We start from the raw sequence: 18,136 nt of genomic DNA, 5'->3' as shown, positions 1-18,136 counted from the left end.
CCCGCACCAAATCAAAAAGTTGCTTACTCGATGCCAACTAATGCAGAACGCAGAACAGAAACGTGCTGTATTAGCTTTGTCATTTTCACAATTCACCCTTACGAGTGTCTGAACTTGCTCAAATTACCGTTGCCGATGTGATCACACCAACAGGCGAGATTAAGCATGAAATACACCTCAGAGCTGCGCTATGTAAGAGACGAATCCCGCGTTCTGTTTGGTTAAGTCAATCAGCTAAGAGTATGATCCAAGAGTGGGTTGATTACCGAAAATCCCGCAATTTGGCTACTACATTCGATGATACTTACCAATCACTTAACTCCCGAAGTAAATTGATTTTGAGTAATAGGGGGAGCAGCTACTCCATGAAGCGCAAGACCAGAATCAATCAAGCTGGTCAGACGGTCAATTATCTTGCCTGTGACGCGCTTGAATTTATGATCAGAAATATTTACAAGCGCAGTGGTCTAAAGGGCTGTAGTAGCCATTCTGGACGGCGTTCGTATGGTACTAACATGAACGCTCAAGGGGTTGAGCTAAGTCAAATACAACGGGCGTTAGGGCATAAAGAACCAAGTATGAGTTTGGAGTATATCGACATTTCAAGTGCTCAATTATCAAAGGCGGCTGAATTGTCCTTTTGGTTATAACATTGTTGACACTTGGCGATAGAGGTGTACAGTAACTCATGTTATAACAATGTACTCACTACAAGGTGGCAATATGCGTACTCAAGTACGGAAAATTGGTAACAGTCTTGGCAATATCATTCCTGCTACGTTCATACGTCAGTTGGGTTTAGTTGAAGGTGCTGATATTGAAGTTAAAACCGAAGGTAAAAAAATCATCATTGAGCCAGTTAAGCGACAAAAGAAACGCTTTCCATTAAGTGAAAAAGACTTACTAAAAGGTTTAGATGCTCATACGGCACATGCTGATGAATTAGCGGTTATATCGGGTAAGGAGTTTGGCGAGTAATGGCGATGTATATTCCTAAGCGAAATGAAATAATCTGGTTGGATTTCGAGCCAGTCAAAGGAAAAGAGATCGGCAAAACACGTCCTGCCCTCGTTCTTTCTAGCAAGGATTACAATCAGCAAACAGGCTTACTTATTTGCTGCCCGATTAGCACAAGTATTCGCGGTCAAGCTACCGAAGTGCCAGTAAATAATCTTGATAAACCTTGCGTGGTTGCAGCAAGTTTAATTCAAACATTATCTTGGAAAGACCGAAAATCGAAGTTAATTACCACTGCTGAAAGTGGGGTTATCGAAGATGTTTTACTACGACTTATCCCGTTAATTGGGGCTGAGTCTTTATTCGAAGATTAATTGGGAAATCGTAATGGCTTTGGGAGTAAAGCGTAGGCAACTACGAATACAAGCTTTAGAAACAGCAGCTCAATACATCAAAAGCATGGAAAGTGGCGGTGCTAGTCCAGAGGAACTTGTAGAAGATCCAGACGACTTAGAGCTGTTCATTGAAGAATGCGAAAAGCTTGCTGATAAACTCGAAGCAATGGCAGAAAAGCTACAAATCAAAATTTAGGGGTATATAGCGCCCTTTACCAAACCACAACATATAGGAATTATTAACAATGGATCATTACCAACACCTAATTTTGAAAGGCTTAATCAATGGCGGTGGCAGCTCTAGTGAAACTTATGTTTACCAGTTATTAACTGGCAACGTTTCAGACGAGGGTAGTTCGGTTTCTCATATGTGGGGATATTTAGACAATTCACTGAAAGAAACGTTAATTGAAATCTTTGCTGATATTTGCTCTCTCGATTTGACCAACAAAACAGATCGTCAAATCGTACCTCTCTTGATTGATTACATGGCGGAAAAAGCAGGTCGAAGTGAGTTTTTTAAAGTGAATGACCGCCGCGAAATTGATCGTATGAGCGATGATGAATACGAGGGTGGTATTCAAGACCTGATCCGAGCTAAGAAAGTTAAGCTGCTAGACCGCGAGTAGAGGGAAACTACGTGAATAATCGAATCCCACAACCAATTATCAAGTTTAGTGAATCGGGAGTCATGATTTCTGACTTGGTAGACAAACGCCACGGCTATTCAGCAAAAGATTACCCGTGGGCGCGAAAGATGCTAGGTAAATTCCCTATTCCTGAATGGCAACGGGATTCCGTTTGGACATTAGAGCAAAAGGTATCATTCGTTGAATCCTGCTATTTAGGTTACGACATTGGCTCTATCGTTGTGAACGATTATGTTGATTTGGACAACAACACATTAGCTAAATACTCGGATTGTCTCATTGATGGACAACAAAGGGTTGAAGCGTTACTGGACTACACGACAGATAAATTTAAAGTCTTTGGACTTTATTACAGCAAACTGGATCGAAGTGAACAATCTCGCTTTTTGTATCGAGAGTTAGGCAAACGAAAAACAAGCTGTTTTGATGAAACCAAGCTTAAAGCTGTTTATAACCATCTGAATTTCTCTGGTACAAATCACTTGGAAAGCGAACGAGCTTAACCACTAACGAAGAAATAAGGGAAAATAATGTCATAGTTACTTTATTGTCGAGGTATCGAACTTTGTCCACCGACAACTCTCAACACTTGGCATTTTTGGTTTGGGTTGAGTTTAGTGTTTATGGTTGTGTCGGTGATTTATATCAATGCGTTGCTCACCCCTTAACAGGGCGTTACATAGGCGATCCTATATCACCAATTTGCCTTTGCTTAAGGTTACAAATTGTTACATGTGTTTGTGGCACAATATAATCTTAATGATCGACCCGAAATAAATTGAAGGAAATTTGGTCGAGCAATAGCTCTAAGGTTTAAATTATTCGATGGATCGGCTTTTCTCTTATTCGTACTGACTCATAAAAGGATATATCGAAACCGTATCCTATAGTGTTGAATTATAAGGGATTTATTGAACTGGCATTGGATAAAGGCTAGGCGTTCATTATTTTGTCTTATGAGTGAGATACCATCAATTAAGCAAAAGTGAGACATTGTGCCACATTATTGTTTATTTCAATAACTGACAGTTTTTTTACATGCATCTACCATGTAGTTTATAATATACTTAACTGCATGAGGCGCATTGCCTCTCATGATTCATTCATTTTATTACCAAGAGGGGTGTTTATGGTGTCATCCACGAACAGGAACAGTACACGGCAAAATATTTCTAGCGCCCCTTTTTTCTTGGGGTCTTACAACGACCATTTGCGTCAAGAGTCCCAGCTTTTTTTTGCAAAACATGCAGTTCAACCTTCATGGTGATTCAGGGCTAGACCTCGGAATGTCACCTAGTGAAATTCGTCAATCTGGCAGTAATCAAATTAGTCACATGATTGCAGATGCGCTGAACAGCAAGCAAAATCCTTTACACGTCATGCAAGAGCACGGGCAATTTCTTCAAGCTTCTCCTTACTTCTTCCGTGAGGTGTATGATCAGATTGATGCTGAGTACGAGATGTTTAATCGCTTTAAAGGCATTGCCACTCAAACGATGAATCAGTTGGACTTCGGTGGCTTTAATGGTGTAACAGACTTCCAGCCGCAGAATCACATTCAAGAGTCACACATGCAGAACCGCATTATCCGAGATATGGATTCAGCGATTGGTAATGAAGTGATGGGACTGACCGTGAGTTATCTGAATCAAAACCGTGGCGTTGAGATTCATAACGCTGCTGACATTCAAAAAGTGTTTGATACAGAAGTGACGCAAGCACTACAGCAAAGTATTGAATTGCAGCTATCATTTCCAGCGAAGATGGTTGCCTTGACCGACCTTAAGAACTCTGTTCTTCAAAGTTTTGCGCACAATGAGTTTCTGTCACGGTTCGGTGAGGCGATTATTGATAATGGTTTTAATCCAGAGGTCAATCAACGTGGTATTTTTGAGGAAGCGATTGCCAATGGCATTTCTGTACCAGAAGAGTTCAAAACCCTTCAATCTGCATTGAAGCACCTAGAAAGTGAGGGTATTGAATTCGGTGGTACAAACGCTATACGCATTCCCAAAGACCACCGAGAACTCAGCTCTGTTCTCAACAGGGAAGGTGTGGACATCAACAATAATCAATTGATTGAACATGCGCGTGAATTTAAAAATGAGATGGTCGAAGTGACAGAGAGGGTGAATCCTTTCTCCACGACTGAGCAGCCTCAAGAGCCAGAGTTTAAGAACTTGAGCGAGCTACTAAACGCTCCTTCAAGCCCATCCTTATAAGTTAATTAAATCGTAGGGGTACGATTAAGGAGTTAAGTATCTCACATCGAATCAGTGCTCAGCAAAAGAACGCTATGCTTGTTTTGCATTTTGTTGAGCTTCGTTTTGGCATTGCCACACCAGTAAACACCTCATATATTCGCAAAAAAGTTTCAGAAGCTTTAGATAAACCGCTGGCGTCAAATCACTTCCTCGTGTCTTTAAGACGCTTGTCCGAGCTGGGCTACCTCAGTTTTGAATCCAATGGTGCAAGAGTAATTAACGCTGCCGCGCATATTAATGAGAGTATGTGGTCATTGACAACTCTTGGTCGTCAGTATGCGGAGACCCTTCATTCTGAGTCTTTGAGACGCAAGCGCACTTACACCAAAAGACAGTCTACAGCCTCTTAAAGCATCATTACTCACATTGATAAGTATTTGTGTTTATAAGCGTTTTTGTTTGCAATGTGCTCATGATTTACATTCAAGGACTGGAATGATGTTCAAAAGTGAAGAGCAAAAGCGTATTGAAAAGCTAGCGAAGAAAATTAGTAAAAGTGATAAGCGTCTCTCATGGAGCAACTGCTTGCGTAAAGCGCAAGAGCAGAGTCGATTGTTCAATTCGCATAGTAGTGATTAGTGGCATCGGTCTCAAGCTTTATTAATAGGATGTATAGCAGCATAAGTTCTCATAACCTTGTTTCTCGACCTAAATGGAGGCTGATATGCCGATAATCAAACTCTTGACACTCGTAGCTGTAATTTGCTTTGCATGGCTTCAAGTTGTTCAGATATATAGTCAGTATGGATTTACGTGGGGGCTAGTGTCTCTTTGTGGTTTAGTATTGTTTGGACGTATCGTGTCTAAGCTCCTTCTGAAAAAAATTAAGGAAAAACGACAAGCCGAATTTAACTGATAGTACTTTTAGCAGGTGATTTTTGGTAGGTCATTCCAGCTTGTTGTGTAGTTGGGGCTTAGGTGTCTTCTGAGCATTTGAGCTTCACTGGCTACCTTCTGAGCACCAATTGAAATTAGATGGCTGCCAAAGCGTTGATTCAGCCCATCTACCACTTTCATTAATTCAGGTGACTGTTTCGGTGCAAATAGATCGCCCTGCAGATTGGCGCTTGGCACAAGGCTCATCAGTCTGCATCCAACCTTGTTAAACTCTACACCTTTTTTGAATAGTTGGTTAAGGTGTTTGCTCAACTCTGCAATGAATACTCTGGTGTCATCTGTCGGTTGTTCGAGAGTGATAGTCGTATTGGAATACTGAGGGTCTGGGTCAAATCGACTACTGCTTGCATAAAGGGTAATGACTTTTGCAGAAAAACCTAAGCGTCTAAGTTTCTCGGCAGCAGTGGCGACCCTTTGAGAGAGAGCTTGATGTAGTTCGATGGTGGTTGTGGCTTTCACGCTCAGTGTTAAGCTCGATGTAACCTCTTTTCTCGTATTGCAGTCAGGAAAAGATGACATTGAATAAATCGCCTGTCCCCTTAGCTCCCTCACCGTCCTTTCTAGATTAATCCCCATCCAGCTTCTCGCATCGCTCGGTGAAACGTTTTTGAGGTCTAAGGCGGTCATTATCCCTTTTCTGCGTAAAAGAGCGGCTGTGGACGCTCCTACGTTCCAAATATCCGAAGTACTAACGAGCTTAAGGTGATCACTTTCGGTTTCGGGCAATGTAATACAGATACCTCGATAACCCTCTACCTTCTTACCAATGTGCGATGATACCTTGGCGATTGTGAATGTTCGCCCCCCACCGACTCCAATTGGCAATCGAACTTCATCCCACGCAGCTCTTCTCAGTGCTCTTGCTGCCGATAGAAGGTCATCATACGTTCGTATGAAATGTGGTAGTTCTCCAAACGTTTCGTCAATACTGTAATCAGCCATATCAATAAAAATGCCTTTTGACTTTAAGCAGCGCATTAGGCGTAAACTGCAATCCTGATAAAGACGATAGTTGGACGAGAACAACGTGCATTTGTCTTCGGAAAACAGATGACGTTGAGAATGAACAGGCTCATAGCGTTTCACCCCTAGCTCACGCGCAGCACGATTAAGAGCGACCACCAATCCATCTCCGTTACTAGCTACGGCTACGGCTTTGTGTCTTAGGTCGGGGCGATGAATTTGTTCGCAGGATGGGTACATTGCATGTACATCACAGAGAAAATACATCTAGTTTAGCTGCAATGGTCGATGGCAACGGATGGTTTGAGTCACTGTTGCTTCGATAATGACATCACCATGCAACGGGATGGAAGGTTCGTTATCGCAGCGTAAGCATCGGTGATTAAGGTCGATGACTCGGAGTACAAATCCATCAACTGCGAGCGCTATCACCAAATCGCCATCATGGGGCTTAACGGCTCTATCTGCAATAATGAGGTCGCCCGACATAATGCCGCGACTCCGAAGGTTATTCCCTTGGGCGTATGAAAAAAAGATGGAGTGGTGATGATTGCCCACCAGCAGAGTATGTAGGTTAAGCTCAGACAAACTGGCATATTCGTTTGCTGGGCTTTCAAATTTATTGACTGTCGCCATAGATGAAAAGGGTACTGTTTATTTATACAGTTTTAGTATCCTTCCTTTCTCACTTACCGTCAAGTTCGCTTGAACTGCTTTTCGTACTTCCTGCTCATGCGCAATCCGCAAAAATCGATAGCGGTCAGTTGTGTTAATGGATAGCCAGATATATCGCTAGCCAGATCAAAGTATTCGTCTAGTGGTATCTCTATTAGTGAAAAGTAGTCCGTCTTATCATTGGTTTTTTTGTTTAATTCTAGAAGCTGATATGTAGGATCGTAGTATGTTCCGCGATTGTCTTTTATCCACGCATGTTCAACGTTTATCGTAAGTTCAGGACTGAGCTTAACCTGTGCTGCTCCATAAACCACGCTGCACATATCGAGCTTCACAGCCGAGGTTATGGCGTTGTCATAACAGTAGCTCGGCTTGATGCGACTCTTTATGATTGATAACTCTTCCTGTGTAAGAGGCTTTACCTCGACTTTCGTTAAATACTGAGCGTCAACAGCCAGCGACTTCTCGATTTCTTTTAGATTCTGTTCAGGACTTTTCACGATGACATCCATTTTTTAAAAAAAGCTATGCGCCCAACAGAGTTAGTTGTTGCTCTATATGTTCAACGTCCTGTATGTAGATTGAGTCGGTTGAATCAATCTGTCGAACGAGTAAGGCGGTATTCGCTTGGTGATCCAATTTGACAAAAATCTGTTTAACTGGATGGTATAGGTAGTTGTTATTTTTTATTAAATAAACCCAGCCAGAGCCAAGAAGGTGTATGACGAGTTCCTTTATATCATCCACTTGAGATTGAAGCTTACGGGTCTCTGCGCCATTAACTTGCGCGTTGAGGCTAGTATTGTTTCCAGCGATTCGACCACCCATGTATGCAAGTGCCTCGGACATAGTTGGATCTCGATACTTGAACGAACGTGCAGAAGGTAAATCTCCGAAGTGGTTGAGCACTTGCGCTTTTTTAATCGGAATTAGGTTTGTCCCAGTACTCGAAACAAAGCTTGCCTCTCTTTCAGCAATTAGCGATTTAATCCGCTCCGCGATAGCTCTAGCAAAACCAACTTTGAACTGATAATGCTCGCTTCGACCCCTAGCGCCCGATTCTTTTGCGCATCGATTACAAGTGTCAATTAGATAGTCCAAAGTCATTTGTGCCACCACAGCATCGGCAGTGAACCCTTGAAACAGTAGCTTCACTTCGCGATCTGAGGTTACGATGCCCCCTCGACAGTCGTTCAATCGAGCAACACTAGAATGAAGGATGGATACCCACAGGTTTCGTTGTTTGAAAACAAACTCAGATTCAGCTTCAAGGAATTCCTTCTTGCCAGCTTGCTCAATGTCCTCTTTGCTTATCGAATGCTTATCCATCAGGTTTCGAGCGCGTTTTGCCGCTTGAAAGGCTTCGTGCGGATTATTTGATTCCGCTAGTGCTAAAAGCTTCTGTATTTTCTCAACTATCTTGTCCATTGCCGAATTACCATATTGAAATGTGATCGTATTGTAAACAATACCGTTTATAAACATAAGTGTTTACAACTCGGGTTTTAATAGGACAGTACGTGTAGGTTTGTATATTTCACCAGTATCAAGGTTGATATGGTGAGTCCGTTTCCAGCGAGTCAGCTCTTGTGCAAGTATCATTGGGTTGTCACGCAAGAACTCAGCGCTAGCGCCACGATGTGTGCCGTATCGAGATTCTATGTACTCAACGAGGGTCATGCCTAATCCTTGTTATTCATTGGGTGATTGGTTTGGTATGTCGAAATGTCTCTCCACTTCGATAGCTTCAATCTCAAGCGCACCGTTTGAGAGGTTATCCTTATTTACATGAAAATCGACTTGCAGTTCATCGGCTTCATGATTGTTTGCCAAGGTTTGAATTGATTCCATCCATCCCTGATACTCTTCGCCTTTATCACTGTCACGCCATTTATCAGAACGTTCGTCATAATAGGTTTCAGCTTCACCATATATATCCGAAAGCAACGTGAGCAAGCTATCGCGTTCGCTGTCGATTGACTCCATCACATCTGGAAAATTCTGTCCTTGCTCATTCACTTCTTCATCGAGTATCACTTGAATTTTTTTATTGATGGATTCGGTCATGCTCACAGCATCGGCTCGAAGCTTTGTTAATGCCTCTAAACGCTGATGAATTTCTAGGTAATCTGATTTGCTAATTTGGCGCATGAACTTTCCTTATGTCATAGAGATGCAGAGCGGTCAATGACACAAAATAATAAACACTATTGTTTCTAAACGCAATTGTTTATAAGTAAGCTGCGGTTATTTCGGTAGGTTAGTGTAGTGTAAGAAGGGTGGGGGCTAGGAAAGTCGCTATCAATTGTAAAATGTCAGTTAAACAACCGAGGATATAACCATGCGCCCCCACTATTTAATGGTATGGGGTTTTTCAAAAAAACTCAAGGGAACAGGGACGTAAAAGCTTGCGACTGTTGATACATTGATCAGTTGAAGTGCTTAATCGGCAATCTCATGCTTAATCACAGCAGTGTGTTCGCTATTATATGACCAACCAACCGTGTAACCCTTCTCAAAATGTTTTTGTTGCAGCACCTTTTTCGCTTCTCTTTTGTTGGTCTCTGAAATATATCGGACAGTGACGTAGCACTTGTTGCCGCTTGTGCGTACCGACTTGTTCTCATAGCCATGTATCTCGATGACCTTTGTCCCTAAATCACATTCATAATTCTGGTGCGCTTCAAATTCGCCAATTATCCACTCAACCTCATAAACATGCCATGATGTTTTGTTGCCGTTGTAATAGCCCGTTGCTCTCTCTGCGATGAAGTTACCGAGGACGAGACGGGCTTCCCCCATCAAATCGGCTTTCGGTACGATAAAATTAACCGTCTGCATAATACGCTCCTAAATGTATGTTGGGTTATCTTATATTGGGTAGGAAAAGAGTGAGAATGCCCCTTATATTAACTGGGAAAATAGCTTAGCCTGTTGACTCAATGCAACCTTATTCAGCGTCTTGGCTGCGTTCCTCACATCAAAGGTGCAATCAAAGTGCTTAACGGCTTCATGCAGTGCTTGGGCATTTTGTTCTAATTCATGACGTTCGTGCTTTGTCATCATTTCACGCTGGAACGCTTTAAAATCACTCGAAGCTTCACGATAGAAGTGGGTCAAGAAGTCATTGGCAACGGTGTCGTTGATTGAAGTCAATGTGTTTTTAAGCGCATCGATTTTAGCGATGATGGTTTTTGCGATGTCGCCACCAGTGAGTTTATGTCTTAATTGTTGTCTGTCGGCAGCTCTCATGGAGCGCAACATGAGTAGTTTCTGAGCCTTATCTGAGCGATGTTGCGCCATAGTAATGAGTGCGCCTTGCTCGGCTTTGCGCTCTAGCTGTGAGAGACTCAATGACTGGTAATCAAAGGCTCTTGCTTGTTGCAAAATGTAGCTTCTGTAGATGATACGCCTAAGCTCTGTGATGTAACGTGGTGCGATAGTAATGCCTTGGAATGCCATCATTTTGCGAACGATGTTTAGACCGTCATACGCCTTTTTACGTTTCCATTTGCGTAGGTTGTGTATGTAGTGCTCCTTGTCCTGCTCATATTCTCTTACAGCCCGTTCCCATCCATCGAGTTCATTCCAGTAAAGTGTTCCCACCTCTGAGTCTATCGAAATACTTTCAATAGCTAGGTGTTCATAATCTTGCTCATCGTTGATATTTAGGTCTATGTCATGTTTGTTTGTTGGATCGAAGTTAAGCAATACAGCACTGGTATGGTGTTGCTGTTGTAGACTCGAACGTGGACGGGCGTTATAAAACCGAAGTCTCGTGGTAGTTGGCATACCCTGCTTTCTCACTCGAACGGTACTCTCTTTGAAATAGTGATTTGGTTTTTTCCGTGCGCTTGGGTTTGGCATTCCCTCGATGTGTTTAATTTTCAGATGGCGAAGCTCAATCACTGTTTGTTGTAAACCATCGGTACTTGACCTTTTGAGGCGATGCTTTTGGCAAGCCTCCATCAACTCGGCTTCGATGGCGGTAAAGCGTTCGATACCGTATTTTTTCGTTGAGCCTACGATTGAAACTGAGTCAATCAGGGTTTTGTCATTCTCGGCTGTGTAACTGACATTGAGACGTAATGTGTGCTTTGGTTTGATGACTGAGGATGGGCAGCGCTCTTCGATTAAATGCAACCACTCATCGTGATAAGGCAATACCTCCTTAAGCGGCTCAAACCGATAGGCTTGCTCTGCCTCCTTACTGAGTAGAGGTAGGGCAAAAGCATCGTGCATGGGTGTACTCTTTAGTTTTGGCTGTACCGTCATTTCGCTGTTCAATTTAGGGTACGCCACCGAGCGGTTTTTCTCGAAAACCTCGTTATAGATGCCAATTGGGGCATAATTTAAGGTGCATAACCCATCCAAAGCCCAAACAAAGCTTAAGGTGATCGCGTCATTTCGGGTTACGAATTGATAGAACGGTTTCCTAATCCCTTGTGCGTACATGTCGAGGTAGTCCCTCTTGGCTTTGGGATGAATAGAGTGATCATTGAGAATGTCTTGATAACCCTCAAAGGCTAATGTCCCCTTAGCATCAATTTCATATTGCACATCTTCGGCATCACGAGTTAATTGACATAAATAGCGGTACACTCGTTCAGTCAACTTAGGCTTAAGCACATTTTGTTGGAGCATTACTCTCTGCAAAATAGGGTCTATGGAACGAGCATGAAAAGCCCGACTTGATGGTGTGATCGACAATCGCCAAATGTAATCTCGTATCCTGAGTGCTTTATCCATCCCCAACAACTTCCATCGTGGCTTTGTAATAAAGTTCTCTGCCGACTTGTTGGCTGTCACTATCGTACAGAACGTGCAACCCATTCTTGAGCTGTTGGAAGAGCTACAACCCCCTCCGATTTCTTCCCCATCGTCAGACAAGTTAATTTGGCAGGTGTCGGGAGCAGAGGCATCCCCATATATTTCGATAAGTAGTCCAGCATTTCGCTGAAAGCTTCGTATTGGCTCTAGGCTAGGAACAGTAACGAGTGGGTCATCACCTGTTAATCTCAATAGGGCGAACACATCATCCGCATCCCAGTCTCGAATAGGAGCGTAAGAGATATTTTCATCGTCACTCTGCTCGACTTGTTTGATGGTTCGCGTATCGGTGCTCTGTTTCGCCATGTTGTGTGAGCGTCTTGCTGACTCAGTAATTCTCACACCAGAGAGGTTGCACTGCTTGAAATGGGGGAACAGTTGACGAGTCTCTTTTTGCTGCGCTTTTAGGGGAGTGAGTTTGAAATAGTCGGTACAGTCAGCGGTACGGGTAGCGTTAGTGAAAAATTTACGAGCGCCAAGGTATCTCATAACGAATGAGTTGAGCTTGGTGGGCGAAATGCGGTTGTAAATTAAGTGAATCCCTGATTCTTTCGCGTATTTCTGTATTTGCGGAATGCTGTAATCGCAATAGAACTGGACGGGTAGCTCTTCCATCAAAGTATCAATCGTATTAATAATAAGTGGTTTGATGAATACCTTACCTTGTGCCTTTGCACGTTGCTTAGCCAGTCGGTAGGCTTCCAAAGCAATCAGCGTGACCACGTAACTGTCCTTGCCACCCGAGTTACCAACCTCACAAATGCGGTCTGTCTTTAGTAGCATTTCAGCGATGCGACTCGCTTCTTTGTGATACTTTTTATGGACTTTCTTGTAGCGCTTTTTCTGTAAGTCGCTTGTCTCGCTCGTAATGTCAATACAATCGAGCATCTCCGCACTATCAAATGAATCCCATACACTGACTGCTGCCATTGCTTCTACCTTTATTTAATGGACTCTATAAATATAGCAAAATTAATCATTGAGGTCAATCGTAGGTTGTGTTATATTTATTGTGTCAGTTAAATATTTTACGGAGAGACGTTATGCGTTCAGGGGTTGAGGTTTGCTTGTTTGAAGCGAGCGAGGGTTTACGAAGTAGCTTTGATTGCTATGAAGGGGTAATAACAGTGGGGGATTACCTGACTGGTTTTAGCGTTGAAGCCAATTCTGATGTGCTCAAAGAGCAAGACAAGTCACAGCGAGATGTCACGGAGAATGACCCTAGAGTGAATGGCATTTTTTCGTACTTAGATGAGGATGAAACAGCTTTTACAGGCGTGATCGTCTTTGTAAGCAAGATAGAGGTTCTAGAGACATTTCAGGTGGGGCGACAAAAAGCAATTCTGGCGCACTTATCCAGTGATGCTTCGACTTTTATCAATGACGGTCAAGGTCGTCATGTGGCTTTTTCAAAAAAAATTAAACACCTTCAAAATCAGGAGACTGTGAACCAAGAGCAGGTCGAACAACTCCTTAATCGCACGTTAGGTATAAAATTTATTGTGACGAATACCGAGACCGTTGATGAAGTAAAAGGGTTGATACGAAAATTGTTTGCTGATATTCACTTAAACTTGGTCAAGCCCAAAACCTCGTTGTCATTGTACTTTTCAGATGCCCCTTTATGCAGACTGCTAAAGGACATTTGCTCGGAGGTTTTCATTAACCAGAAACCCTTGCTCGATGCCATAGCCGTGAATGGCAAAATAAAGAAAGGACAGGTGTGGGACTTGAACCAGTTCCGTTCACTATGTTTGACATTGATGGACTCGACCCCAAAAGCTGCAAATCAACAATTGTATGACCCGAGTTGTTACGCGCAATGGAAAGCGACCATTTCAGGTCTGCTCAGTAAGACGCTGCCATTGCTATCACTTGAGCACTTTGATACCGATGATTGGAAACAACATCATACAGAGTCGTTGGTTGCAAAAGCGCTGTTTGCCAAGGGGCTAGGTTATTTACTTCGTTCGGCTATTGAAGAAGCATTGGAGAATAATCGAAAAGTGGATTACGTGGCTTTTTCAAATCTTGCTTCCCTTCCTCTCCACCAGCTCGCAGACCCTATTTGGCTTGACAGTAATATCGCTTTCAAAGGCACAAAAACCGTTCAGATCGCACCTAAATCTGAAAAGGTCATAGGAAGCTTTTTATGCAGAAAGCTGCGAATTTACCCATCTATCAGATTAACAGCTTGAGGACAGGTGAATGAATGAAAACATGAACTTTACATATCGGCTGAACATAGACAATGACCAGTGCGTGTTTCGTCTAGATACCTTTTACACTCGCCAAATGAAAATCACGGTGATTACCGATGGTGTTAGGCAGGTGGACTCAAGACCAATACGTACCTGCATTGACCGTCTATGGCACTTTCTGGCTCAAGACCTTGCGTTTAGAGATTGTGACTCTATTTTGCTGGATGATGAAACGGGTATCTCCCAAATATTCGCAGGTGACAAGCAGGGGCACTTAGTGATCAAGCCTATGTATTCTGGCAATGAGCGAGAGCAATTGGTTTGGAGCGCGATTAGATCTCTGCCAAGGGTTGATGCAAATGAGTGAACTGAAAATAGACTTATCTGACTTACGCTGTCCTGACGCTCTGATTAGGGCGAGAGCCGCTGTTAAAAAGCTATTGAGTCAATCTTGCGATGCTTTGCATATCTGTTCGATTGAGCCGAGCTTATTACGAGATTTAGAATATGCTAACGCACATGAAGACTGGAATTTGGCTATTGAGCAAATGAAACGTCCCGTTCCCGAAGTTTTGCAGAAAAAGTGGAATGAAGATGATCATAGTGAAATCTACGAGGGGATCGTGACTTTGAATCTCATCTCACTTCGTAAGGTTTAAGCGAATGTTCTTAGTAAGCTGGTAGCAAGTGAATCGGGGAATGGTTCTGGGCGGTGATGATAGAAACCTTGTTGTATGGTTACGCCTAAACCAGTCAATATATCAGCGACTTGTTTTGTCTCAACTCCTTCTGCTACCACTTCAATATTTGCGCTGCTTGTGACTCGGGCTATTGATTCGATGATAGATAGACGCTTAAGGCGCTCTTCCTTTTGCAGTTGGTTGAGGCTCGCAGAAATGGTGGGGTTGGGATTGAATAAATCGCTTGGGAGAAGACTTCTGTCGAGTTTGATTTGAGAGACAGGTAACTCTATCAGGCGTTGGAGGTTTTGGTTGTTAATGCCATAATCATCTAAGCTAAATGACCATCCTTCGAGTCTCATCTTGTTGACGTTATCACGGAACAAGCCCCAAGTTACGTGGCACGGTGTTTCGGTGATCTCAAGTCTAATGAGTTGCTTCGGGTAACGATACTTTGCAATTAGCTTGTCTAGCTGTTTGGAAATGATTGGTAGTGATAACTCATCTGGCGAAAAATTCACATTTAGTCGAGTAGGGCTGTACTGATTATCCCTCAATGCGATTTCAAGTACCTTAAGAGTGATTTCGTGGGTGATATTGAGTAGTTTGGCTTTAGGGATGAATGAAGCAGGGTAGTAGGCTTCTCCATCCAGCTCACATCGGGCTAATAGTTCGTATGCAACGACCATGTTGGTCTCTGTATTGATGATTTTTTGGTATGCAGGATAAAAGCTGTTGGCATCCACTGCCCTAAGTAAGTCCATCTACAAAATCCACCATGAGTTTTATAATAGATAAACTTACATCAAGCTGAGTGAATTGTCACCAATGGAGTGAGGGAAAAAAGGTTTTTTTGCAAAACTGCATAACGTGAGGATTAGGCTAATAGTCAACTACTTGGCTAGTTTAGCCAATAGCTGTTCCACTGAAATACCTTCATTCGCAAGCATTTCCCTTAACCTGTCTGCTTCGGTTTGTATTTTGCTTTTTCGTTTCTCTTCGGCTTTATCTTCTTCTATGAGCAACAGTAGATTCTCCACCATCTTCTCTTTCTGCTCTCTAGAGAGTTTTACCTCTTTAGAAAATCGTCTTAAAGCCTTTAGCCGTAGAAACATACTTACTACGCCATGTGTCATTTTTCAATCCTGTGTTTTAGCCAATTAAACTTTTGTTTTATTTTTATCTTCAACCTAGGGTCGGGTAATTGATTGGCTTTGTCTGCTATAACTACTCATTATGTAACAAAGCATGTCGTTCTGTATAAATAACGTCAGCTTTTTGAGATACCAGTCACTACTTTATTCTATATGTATCCAGTTCAATATAACAAAATCATGAACTTATGTGGATGTTTTGAGGCGCTACCACGTAGATAAATGTTGATATGGTTCAAAATACGCTCTTTTGTATTGCATATTGTAACAGCACATGTAGAGTTACCTTATTGTGGAAAAGTAACAAAAAAGTATGAATTTGGTTGTCCTTTCTTGTGCTTGTGCTATATTTATAGAGTCAGTTAAGCGATAAAAGGTTTATAAACATGGAACGTCTTTTACTATCAAGTGCGATTGCACTATCTTCTTTCTCAATTCATGCAACTGAGCTTGAGGTGTCCTTTGCATACAACAAAGCATTTTCTAATGATTCTTTCGTTATGGTGTCCAGTGAGGTGATTGGTTTTTATCGCTCGCTTGCTGCATCAAATGAATTTTTGGCAGAGCAGGGCGCTAACTTGACGCTTATTCCTGCGAAAGTTTTTTCAGTTGATGATGTGTATTACCCTGAAATGCTTCAATCATTGCAGTGGGTATTGCGGTATGGCGATCTAGACGCTGCGGATGACGAAATTGATTTACTTGATCTAACCAATGATTCAGCGCATCTATTGGTCGCCTTATCAAAGTTAAGGGCAACAAACGGTGCGGTAGGCTACGCAGTGCCTTTTAGCATTTCAGATTATAAAGCTTTTGATGATTTCGGGCAGTCTGCCGTAGTAACGAAAAAGGTTGGGATAGCAAGCGGCATTACTAATACCACCAGCATCGCGCATAGTGAATATCTAATCTTGCATGAGCTTCTTCATAGTTTTGGGGCGAAACATAGTTCAGAAGATGCAGCTAGATTTGATGATTTGGACTTAGGCATCACGTATGGACACGGTGAGGTGTGTGATAGCGGCTATAAGTCACTAATGGAAACCCCTTGGGATGCACCAGATGGTTATATGCAGCTATCGGGAACTGATGGCTGTCAGTCAGGTAATGGTGACATGGTTAAATTCATCAATACCTTTGCGCCTATCGTAGCGCAGCATGAGCCTTATCTTAATATGGCTACACTCGACATGACCGCAGTGGAAGATACCGACTTTGACGTTTACACCTTCACTGTGACACGCTCAAAAAACATTGACTCTAACTCAACGGCTTACATCCATTTATCTAATACGAACCCTACGGTTGGGAATGAAATCAAGCCAATCGAAGTGAGCTTTGCTGAAAATGTTTTAACCGCAGAAGTTGATGTGTCTTTTGCCTACATCCATCCTCTGTTTGAAGATGCTCAACATGCCGATGGAATGGTTTATGCCGTTGCTGTATCAGAAAGTGAAGTGCAACCATCATTGGTTGACCTAACGGCTATCAATACGGCTTGGACAGCCGATGATGATGAAGACAACGGTGGTTCGACTGGCGGTGACTCTGGTGGTGGCTCGCTCGGGCTATTCGGGCTGTTGTCTGTAGGTCTTATTGGTCTATTTAGAAGAAAATGGCTTAAGTAATTTGAAACCTAGCCTACCTTTGCCCCTCACATTAAAATGAGGGGCTTTTTTTCGAGATTACGCAGCTTGAACAGGCGCTTCTACCCGAGCGAGGTCGTCACGATATAGTTCTAATATTTCAAGCTGCGATCGAGTGATGATGATTTTCTCACGTATATGTAAGACTTGGTTAGTGCTAAGGTTTGGGTTATCTAATTCCTCATCGAATAATGACAAGTCCTGTTTAATTAGTTCGCATATTTTGCTGAGATATACCGACTCAGCTTTGAAGTGAAGTAGGGGGGCTAGTGTCGCTATGTAAGGATTCGTTTTCGCTTCTAATGTCAGCTCAAGTAGGTCACGACCTTGTTTTGAGATGCGGTATAGCTTGCTGTCAGGCTTTGAATCACTTGGGATTACTCTGTAACCAATTAATTGCTGCTCACTCATACGCCTGAGTTCTCTGTAAACTTGTTGATGTGAAGGTGATTGGCGCACCAGCGTTGAAAACAGTTTTTGCAGATCGTAGCCTGTAGATGTACGAATTTTTAATCCGTACAGTATCATCAATGTGAGCTTGCTGATGTCCTTCTTATTTTTCATGCTTTCCTTACCTCAAAATGTGCTTAATCGTATATGCTCAATGCTGCACTGAATCTAATCATAGCTTCGTTTATGTGATCTATAATCTACAATCATTTATGTGATCAAAATCCAACTTAATTTTCTCTTTCCCCATGTTTTATAAAAAAACCTGCCACCATTATTTTAATTAGTAATAGTGAGTATTTAATTTTCAAATACCACCAGTTCAATTCTTATGCAAAGTCACTTGATGAAATTGTCTTAATCTGCTATATTTA

24 protein-coding genes are annotated in these 18,136 nt (G+C 42.4%); 13 read left to right on the top strand and 11 right to left on the bottom strand.

What is annotated here, in order from left to right; all coding sequences use genetic code 11:
* The first annotated feature begins 104 nt into the window (after positions 1 to 104).
* The 9 genes from QWZ05_RS08255 (at position 105) to QWZ05_RS08215 (ending at position 4,845) form a co-directional block, all read left to right on the top strand.
* Positions 105 to 650 (top strand): tyrosine-type recombinase/integrase, encoded by a 546-nt coding sequence (locus QWZ05_RS08255; protein WP_353958880.1) that lies wholly within the window; start codon positions 105 to 107, stop codon positions 648 to 650.
* Positions 651 to 723: 73 nt separating this feature from the next.
* A complete protein-coding gene (locus QWZ05_RS08250) occupies positions 724 to 978 on the top strand; it encodes an AbrB/MazE/SpoVT family DNA-binding domain-containing protein (RefSeq protein ID WP_290297879.1) in 255 nt (84 codons plus the stop codon).
* Positions 978 to 1,331, top strand: coding sequence for a type II toxin-antitoxin system PemK/MazF family toxin (locus tag QWZ05_RS08245; protein ID WP_290297877.1), 354 nt, complete (start codon positions 978 to 980; stop codon positions 1,329 to 1,331). The genes QWZ05_RS08250 and QWZ05_RS08245 overlap by 1 nt, the downstream gene beginning before the upstream one ends.
* A gap of 13 nt (positions 1,332 to 1,344) precedes the next feature.
* Positions 1,345 to 1,548, top strand: a complete 204-nt coding sequence (locus QWZ05_RS08240; RefSeq protein ID WP_290297875.1) for a hypothetical protein — start codon at positions 1,345 to 1,347, stop codon at positions 1,546 to 1,548.
* A gap of 49 nt (positions 1,549 to 1,597) precedes the next feature.
* Positions 1,598 to 1,981 carry a hypothetical protein gene (locus tag QWZ05_RS08235; protein WP_290297873.1) on the top strand — a complete coding sequence of 128 codons (384 nt, stop codon included), beginning with the start codon at positions 1,598 to 1,600 and terminating at the stop codon, positions 1,979 to 1,981.
* A gap of 11 nt (positions 1,982 to 1,992) precedes the next feature.
* Positions 1,993 to 2,505 carry a DUF262 domain-containing protein gene (locus tag QWZ05_RS08230; RefSeq protein ID WP_290297871.1) on the top strand — a complete coding sequence of 171 codons (513 nt, stop codon included), beginning with the start codon at positions 1,993 to 1,995 and terminating at the stop codon, positions 2,503 to 2,505.
* A gap of 783 nt (positions 2,506 to 3,288) precedes the next feature.
* Entirely contained in the window at positions 3,289 to 4,224 is a 936-nt protein-coding gene (locus QWZ05_RS08225) for a hypothetical protein (RefSeq protein WP_290297869.1), read from the top strand.
* A gap of 74 nt (positions 4,225 to 4,298) precedes the next feature.
* Positions 4,299 to 4,616 carry a hypothetical protein gene (locus QWZ05_RS08220; protein WP_290297867.1) on the top strand — a complete coding sequence of 106 codons (318 nt, stop codon included), beginning with the start codon at positions 4,299 to 4,301 and terminating at the stop codon, positions 4,614 to 4,616.
* A gap of 85 nt (positions 4,617 to 4,701) precedes the next feature.
* Positions 4,702 to 4,845 carry a hypothetical protein gene (locus QWZ05_RS08215; protein ID WP_290297865.1) on the top strand — a complete coding sequence of 48 codons (144 nt, stop codon included), beginning with the start codon at positions 4,702 to 4,704 and terminating at the stop codon, positions 4,843 to 4,845.
* Between the two features lie 285 nt (positions 4,846 to 5,130).
* Here QWZ05_RS08215 and QWZ05_RS08210 read toward each other — a convergent pair whose 3' ends face one another.
* From QWZ05_RS08210 to QWZ05_RS08175, 8 genes are all read right to left on the bottom strand, one after another.
* Complete coding sequence (locus QWZ05_RS08210) at positions 5,131 to 6,393, bottom strand: Y-family DNA polymerase (protein ID WP_353958879.1); 1,263 nt, start codon at positions 6,391 to 6,393, stop codon at positions 5,131 to 5,133.
* Positions 6,394 to 6,762: a S24 family peptidase gene (locus QWZ05_RS08205; protein WP_290297860.1), complete on the bottom strand. Its 369-nt coding sequence runs from the start codon at positions 6,760 to 6,762 to the stop codon at positions 6,394 to 6,396. It abuts the gene before it with no gap.
* Positions 6,763 to 6,821: 59 nt separating this feature from the next.
* Positions 6,822 to 7,301 carry a hypothetical protein gene (locus tag QWZ05_RS08200; RefSeq protein WP_290297858.1) on the bottom strand — a complete coding sequence of 160 codons (480 nt, stop codon included), beginning with the start codon at positions 7,299 to 7,301 and terminating at the stop codon, positions 6,822 to 6,824.
* A 25-nt stretch (positions 7,302 to 7,326) separates the two neighbouring features.
* The gene (locus QWZ05_RS08195; RefSeq protein WP_290297855.1) at positions 7,327 to 8,229 is read right to left on the bottom strand and encodes a DUF2786 domain-containing protein; all 903 of its coding nucleotides are present in this window, start codon (positions 8,227 to 8,229) and stop codon (positions 7,327 to 7,329) included.
* A 63-nt stretch (positions 8,230 to 8,292) separates the two neighbouring features.
* Complete coding sequence (locus tag QWZ05_RS08190) at positions 8,293 to 8,481, bottom strand: hypothetical protein (RefSeq protein ID WP_290297853.1); 189 nt, start codon at positions 8,479 to 8,481, stop codon at positions 8,293 to 8,295.
* Between the two features lie 12 nt (positions 8,482 to 8,493).
* Positions 8,494 to 8,952 carry a hypothetical protein gene (locus QWZ05_RS08185; protein ID WP_290297851.1) on the bottom strand — a complete coding sequence of 153 codons (459 nt, stop codon included), beginning with the start codon at positions 8,950 to 8,952 and terminating at the stop codon, positions 8,494 to 8,496.
* A 291-nt stretch (positions 8,953 to 9,243) separates the two neighbouring features.
* Positions 9,244 to 9,642 carry a hypothetical protein gene (locus tag QWZ05_RS08180; RefSeq protein WP_290297849.1) on the bottom strand — a complete coding sequence of 133 codons (399 nt, stop codon included), beginning with the start codon at positions 9,640 to 9,642 and terminating at the stop codon, positions 9,244 to 9,246.
* A 63-nt stretch (positions 9,643 to 9,705) separates the two neighbouring features.
* Positions 9,706 to 12,561 (bottom strand): adenine nucleotide alpha hydrolase family protein, encoded by a 2,856-nt coding sequence (locus tag QWZ05_RS08175; protein ID WP_290297848.1) that lies wholly within the window; start codon positions 12,559 to 12,561, stop codon positions 9,706 to 9,708.
* Between the two features lie 113 nt (positions 12,562 to 12,674).
* Between QWZ05_RS08175 and QWZ05_RS08170 the strand changes: the two genes are divergently transcribed.
* The 3 genes from QWZ05_RS08170 to QWZ05_RS08160 are packed head-to-tail and all read left to right on the top strand — an operon-like array spanning position 12,675 to position 14,491.
* The gene (locus QWZ05_RS08170) at positions 12,675 to 13,829 is read left to right on the top strand and encodes a DGQHR domain-containing protein (RefSeq protein ID WP_290297846.1); all 1,155 of its coding nucleotides are present in this window, start codon (positions 12,675 to 12,677) and stop codon (positions 13,827 to 13,829) included.
* 10 nt (positions 13,830 to 13,839) lie between these two features.
* On the top strand, positions 13,840 to 14,199 hold the full coding sequence (locus tag QWZ05_RS08165) for a hypothetical protein (protein WP_290297844.1): 360 nt from the start codon (positions 13,840 to 13,842) through the stop codon (positions 14,197 to 14,199).
* Positions 14,192 to 14,491 carry a hypothetical protein gene (locus QWZ05_RS08160; RefSeq protein WP_290297843.1) on the top strand — a complete coding sequence of 100 codons (300 nt, stop codon included), beginning with the start codon at positions 14,192 to 14,194 and terminating at the stop codon, positions 14,489 to 14,491. Before QWZ05_RS08165 ends, QWZ05_RS08160 begins: the two co-directional genes overlap by 8 nt.
* Here the strand turns inward: QWZ05_RS08160 and QWZ05_RS08155 are convergent.
* Positions 14,488 to 15,276: an EAL domain-containing protein gene (locus QWZ05_RS08155; RefSeq protein WP_290297842.1), complete on the bottom strand. Its 789-nt coding sequence runs from the start codon at positions 15,274 to 15,276 to the stop codon at positions 14,488 to 14,490. The genes QWZ05_RS08160 and QWZ05_RS08155 overlap by 4 nt on opposite strands.
* Positions 15,277 to 15,405: 129 nt before the next feature.
* Entirely contained in the window at positions 15,406 to 15,627 is a 222-nt protein-coding gene (locus QWZ05_RS08150) for a hypothetical protein (protein ID WP_290297841.1), read from the bottom strand.
* A gap of 425 nt (positions 15,628 to 16,052) precedes the next feature.
* Between QWZ05_RS08150 and QWZ05_RS08145 the strand changes: the two genes are divergently transcribed.
* Complete coding sequence (locus QWZ05_RS08145; RefSeq protein WP_290297839.1) at positions 16,053 to 17,294, top strand: zinc metalloprotease; 1,242 nt, start codon at positions 16,053 to 16,055, stop codon at positions 17,292 to 17,294.
* 57 nt (positions 17,295 to 17,351) lie between these two features.
* On the opposite strand, the gene QWZ05_RS08140 is transcribed toward QWZ05_RS08145, so the two are convergent.
* Entirely contained in the window at positions 17,352 to 17,876 is a 525-nt protein-coding gene (locus tag QWZ05_RS08140) for a PadR family transcriptional regulator (protein WP_290297837.1), read from the bottom strand.
* Between the last annotated feature and the right edge of the window lie 260 nt (positions 17,877 to 18,136).

Origin of the sequence: Vibrio agarivorans (genome assembly GCF_030409635.1) — a bacterium.
GTDB classification, from domain to species: Bacteria; Pseudomonadota; Gammaproteobacteria; order Enterobacterales; family Vibrionaceae; genus Vibrio; species Vibrio agarivorans.
This window is presented reverse-complemented; position numbering and strand designations above follow the sequence as displayed.

What these genes read in the sequence shown, in the direction of transcription:
- QWZ05_RS08205 (WP_290297860.1), bottom strand. Translation starts at nt 6,762, where the DNA reads ATGGCGACAGTCAATAAATTTGAAAGCCCAGCAAACGAATATGCCAGT.
- QWZ05_RS08240 (WP_290297875.1), top strand. Translation starts at nt 1,345, where the DNA reads ATGGCTTTGGGAGTAAAGCGTAGGCAACTACGAATACAAGCTTTAGAA.
- QWZ05_RS08185 (WP_290297851.1), bottom strand. Translation starts at nt 8,952, where the DNA reads ATGCGCCAAATTAGCAAATCAGATTACCTAGAAATTCATCAGCGTTTA.
- QWZ05_RS08195 (WP_290297855.1), bottom strand. Translation starts at nt 8,229, where the DNA reads ATGGACAAGATAGTTGAGAAAATACAGAAGCTTTTAGCACTAGCGGAA.
- QWZ05_RS08175 (WP_290297848.1), bottom strand. Translation starts at nt 12,561, where the DNA reads ATGGCAGCAGTCAGTGTATGGGATTCATTTGATAGTGCGGAGATGCTC.
- QWZ05_RS08145 (WP_290297839.1), top strand. Translation starts at nt 16,053, where the DNA reads ATGGAACGTCTTTTACTATCAAGTGCGATTGCACTATCTTCTTTCTCA.
- QWZ05_RS08150 (WP_290297841.1), bottom strand. Translation starts at nt 15,627, where the DNA reads ATGTTTCTACGGCTAAAGGCTTTAAGACGATTTTCTAAAGAGGTAAAA.
- QWZ05_RS08215 (WP_290297865.1), top strand. Translation starts at nt 4,702, where the DNA reads ATGATGTTCAAAAGTGAAGAGCAAAAGCGTATTGAAAAGCTAGCGAAG.
- QWZ05_RS08180 (WP_290297849.1), bottom strand. Translation starts at nt 9,642, where the DNA reads ATGCAGACGGTTAATTTTATCGTACCGAAAGCCGATTTGATGGGGGAA.
- QWZ05_RS08190 (WP_290297853.1), bottom strand. Translation starts at nt 8,481, where the DNA reads ATGACCCTCGTTGAGTACATAGAATCTCGATACGGCACACATCGTGGC.
- QWZ05_RS08140 (WP_290297837.1), bottom strand. Translation starts at nt 17,876, where the DNA reads ATGAAAAATAAGAAGGACATCAGCAAGCTCACATTGATGATACTGTAC.
- QWZ05_RS08225 (WP_290297869.1), top strand. Translation starts at nt 3,289, where the DNA reads ATGTCACCTAGTGAAATTCGTCAATCTGGCAGTAATCAAATTAGTCAC.
- QWZ05_RS08220 (WP_290297867.1), top strand. Translation starts at nt 4,299, where the DNA reads ATGCTTGTTTTGCATTTTGTTGAGCTTCGTTTTGGCATTGCCACACCA.
- QWZ05_RS08170 (WP_290297846.1), top strand. Translation starts at nt 12,675, where the DNA reads ATGCGTTCAGGGGTTGAGGTTTGCTTGTTTGAAGCGAGCGAGGGTTTA.
- QWZ05_RS08210 (WP_353958879.1), bottom strand. Translation starts at nt 6,393, where the DNA reads ATGTATTTTCTCTGTGATGTACATGCAATGTACCCATCCTGCGAACAA.
- QWZ05_RS08245 (WP_290297877.1), top strand. Translation starts at nt 978, where the DNA reads ATGGCGATGTATATTCCTAAGCGAAATGAAATAATCTGGTTGGATTTC.
- QWZ05_RS08235 (WP_290297873.1), top strand. Translation starts at nt 1,598, where the DNA reads ATGGATCATTACCAACACCTAATTTTGAAAGGCTTAATCAATGGCGGT.
- QWZ05_RS08155 (WP_290297842.1), bottom strand. Translation starts at nt 15,276, where the DNA reads ATGGACTTACTTAGGGCAGTGGATGCCAACAGCTTTTATCCTGCATAC.
- QWZ05_RS08250 (WP_290297879.1), top strand. Translation starts at nt 724, where the DNA reads ATGCGTACTCAAGTACGGAAAATTGGTAACAGTCTTGGCAATATCATT.
- QWZ05_RS08165 (WP_290297844.1), top strand. Translation starts at nt 13,840, where the DNA reads ATGAATGAAAACATGAACTTTACATATCGGCTGAACATAGACAATGAC.
- QWZ05_RS08160 (WP_290297843.1), top strand. Translation starts at nt 14,192, where the DNA reads ATGAGTGAACTGAAAATAGACTTATCTGACTTACGCTGTCCTGACGCT.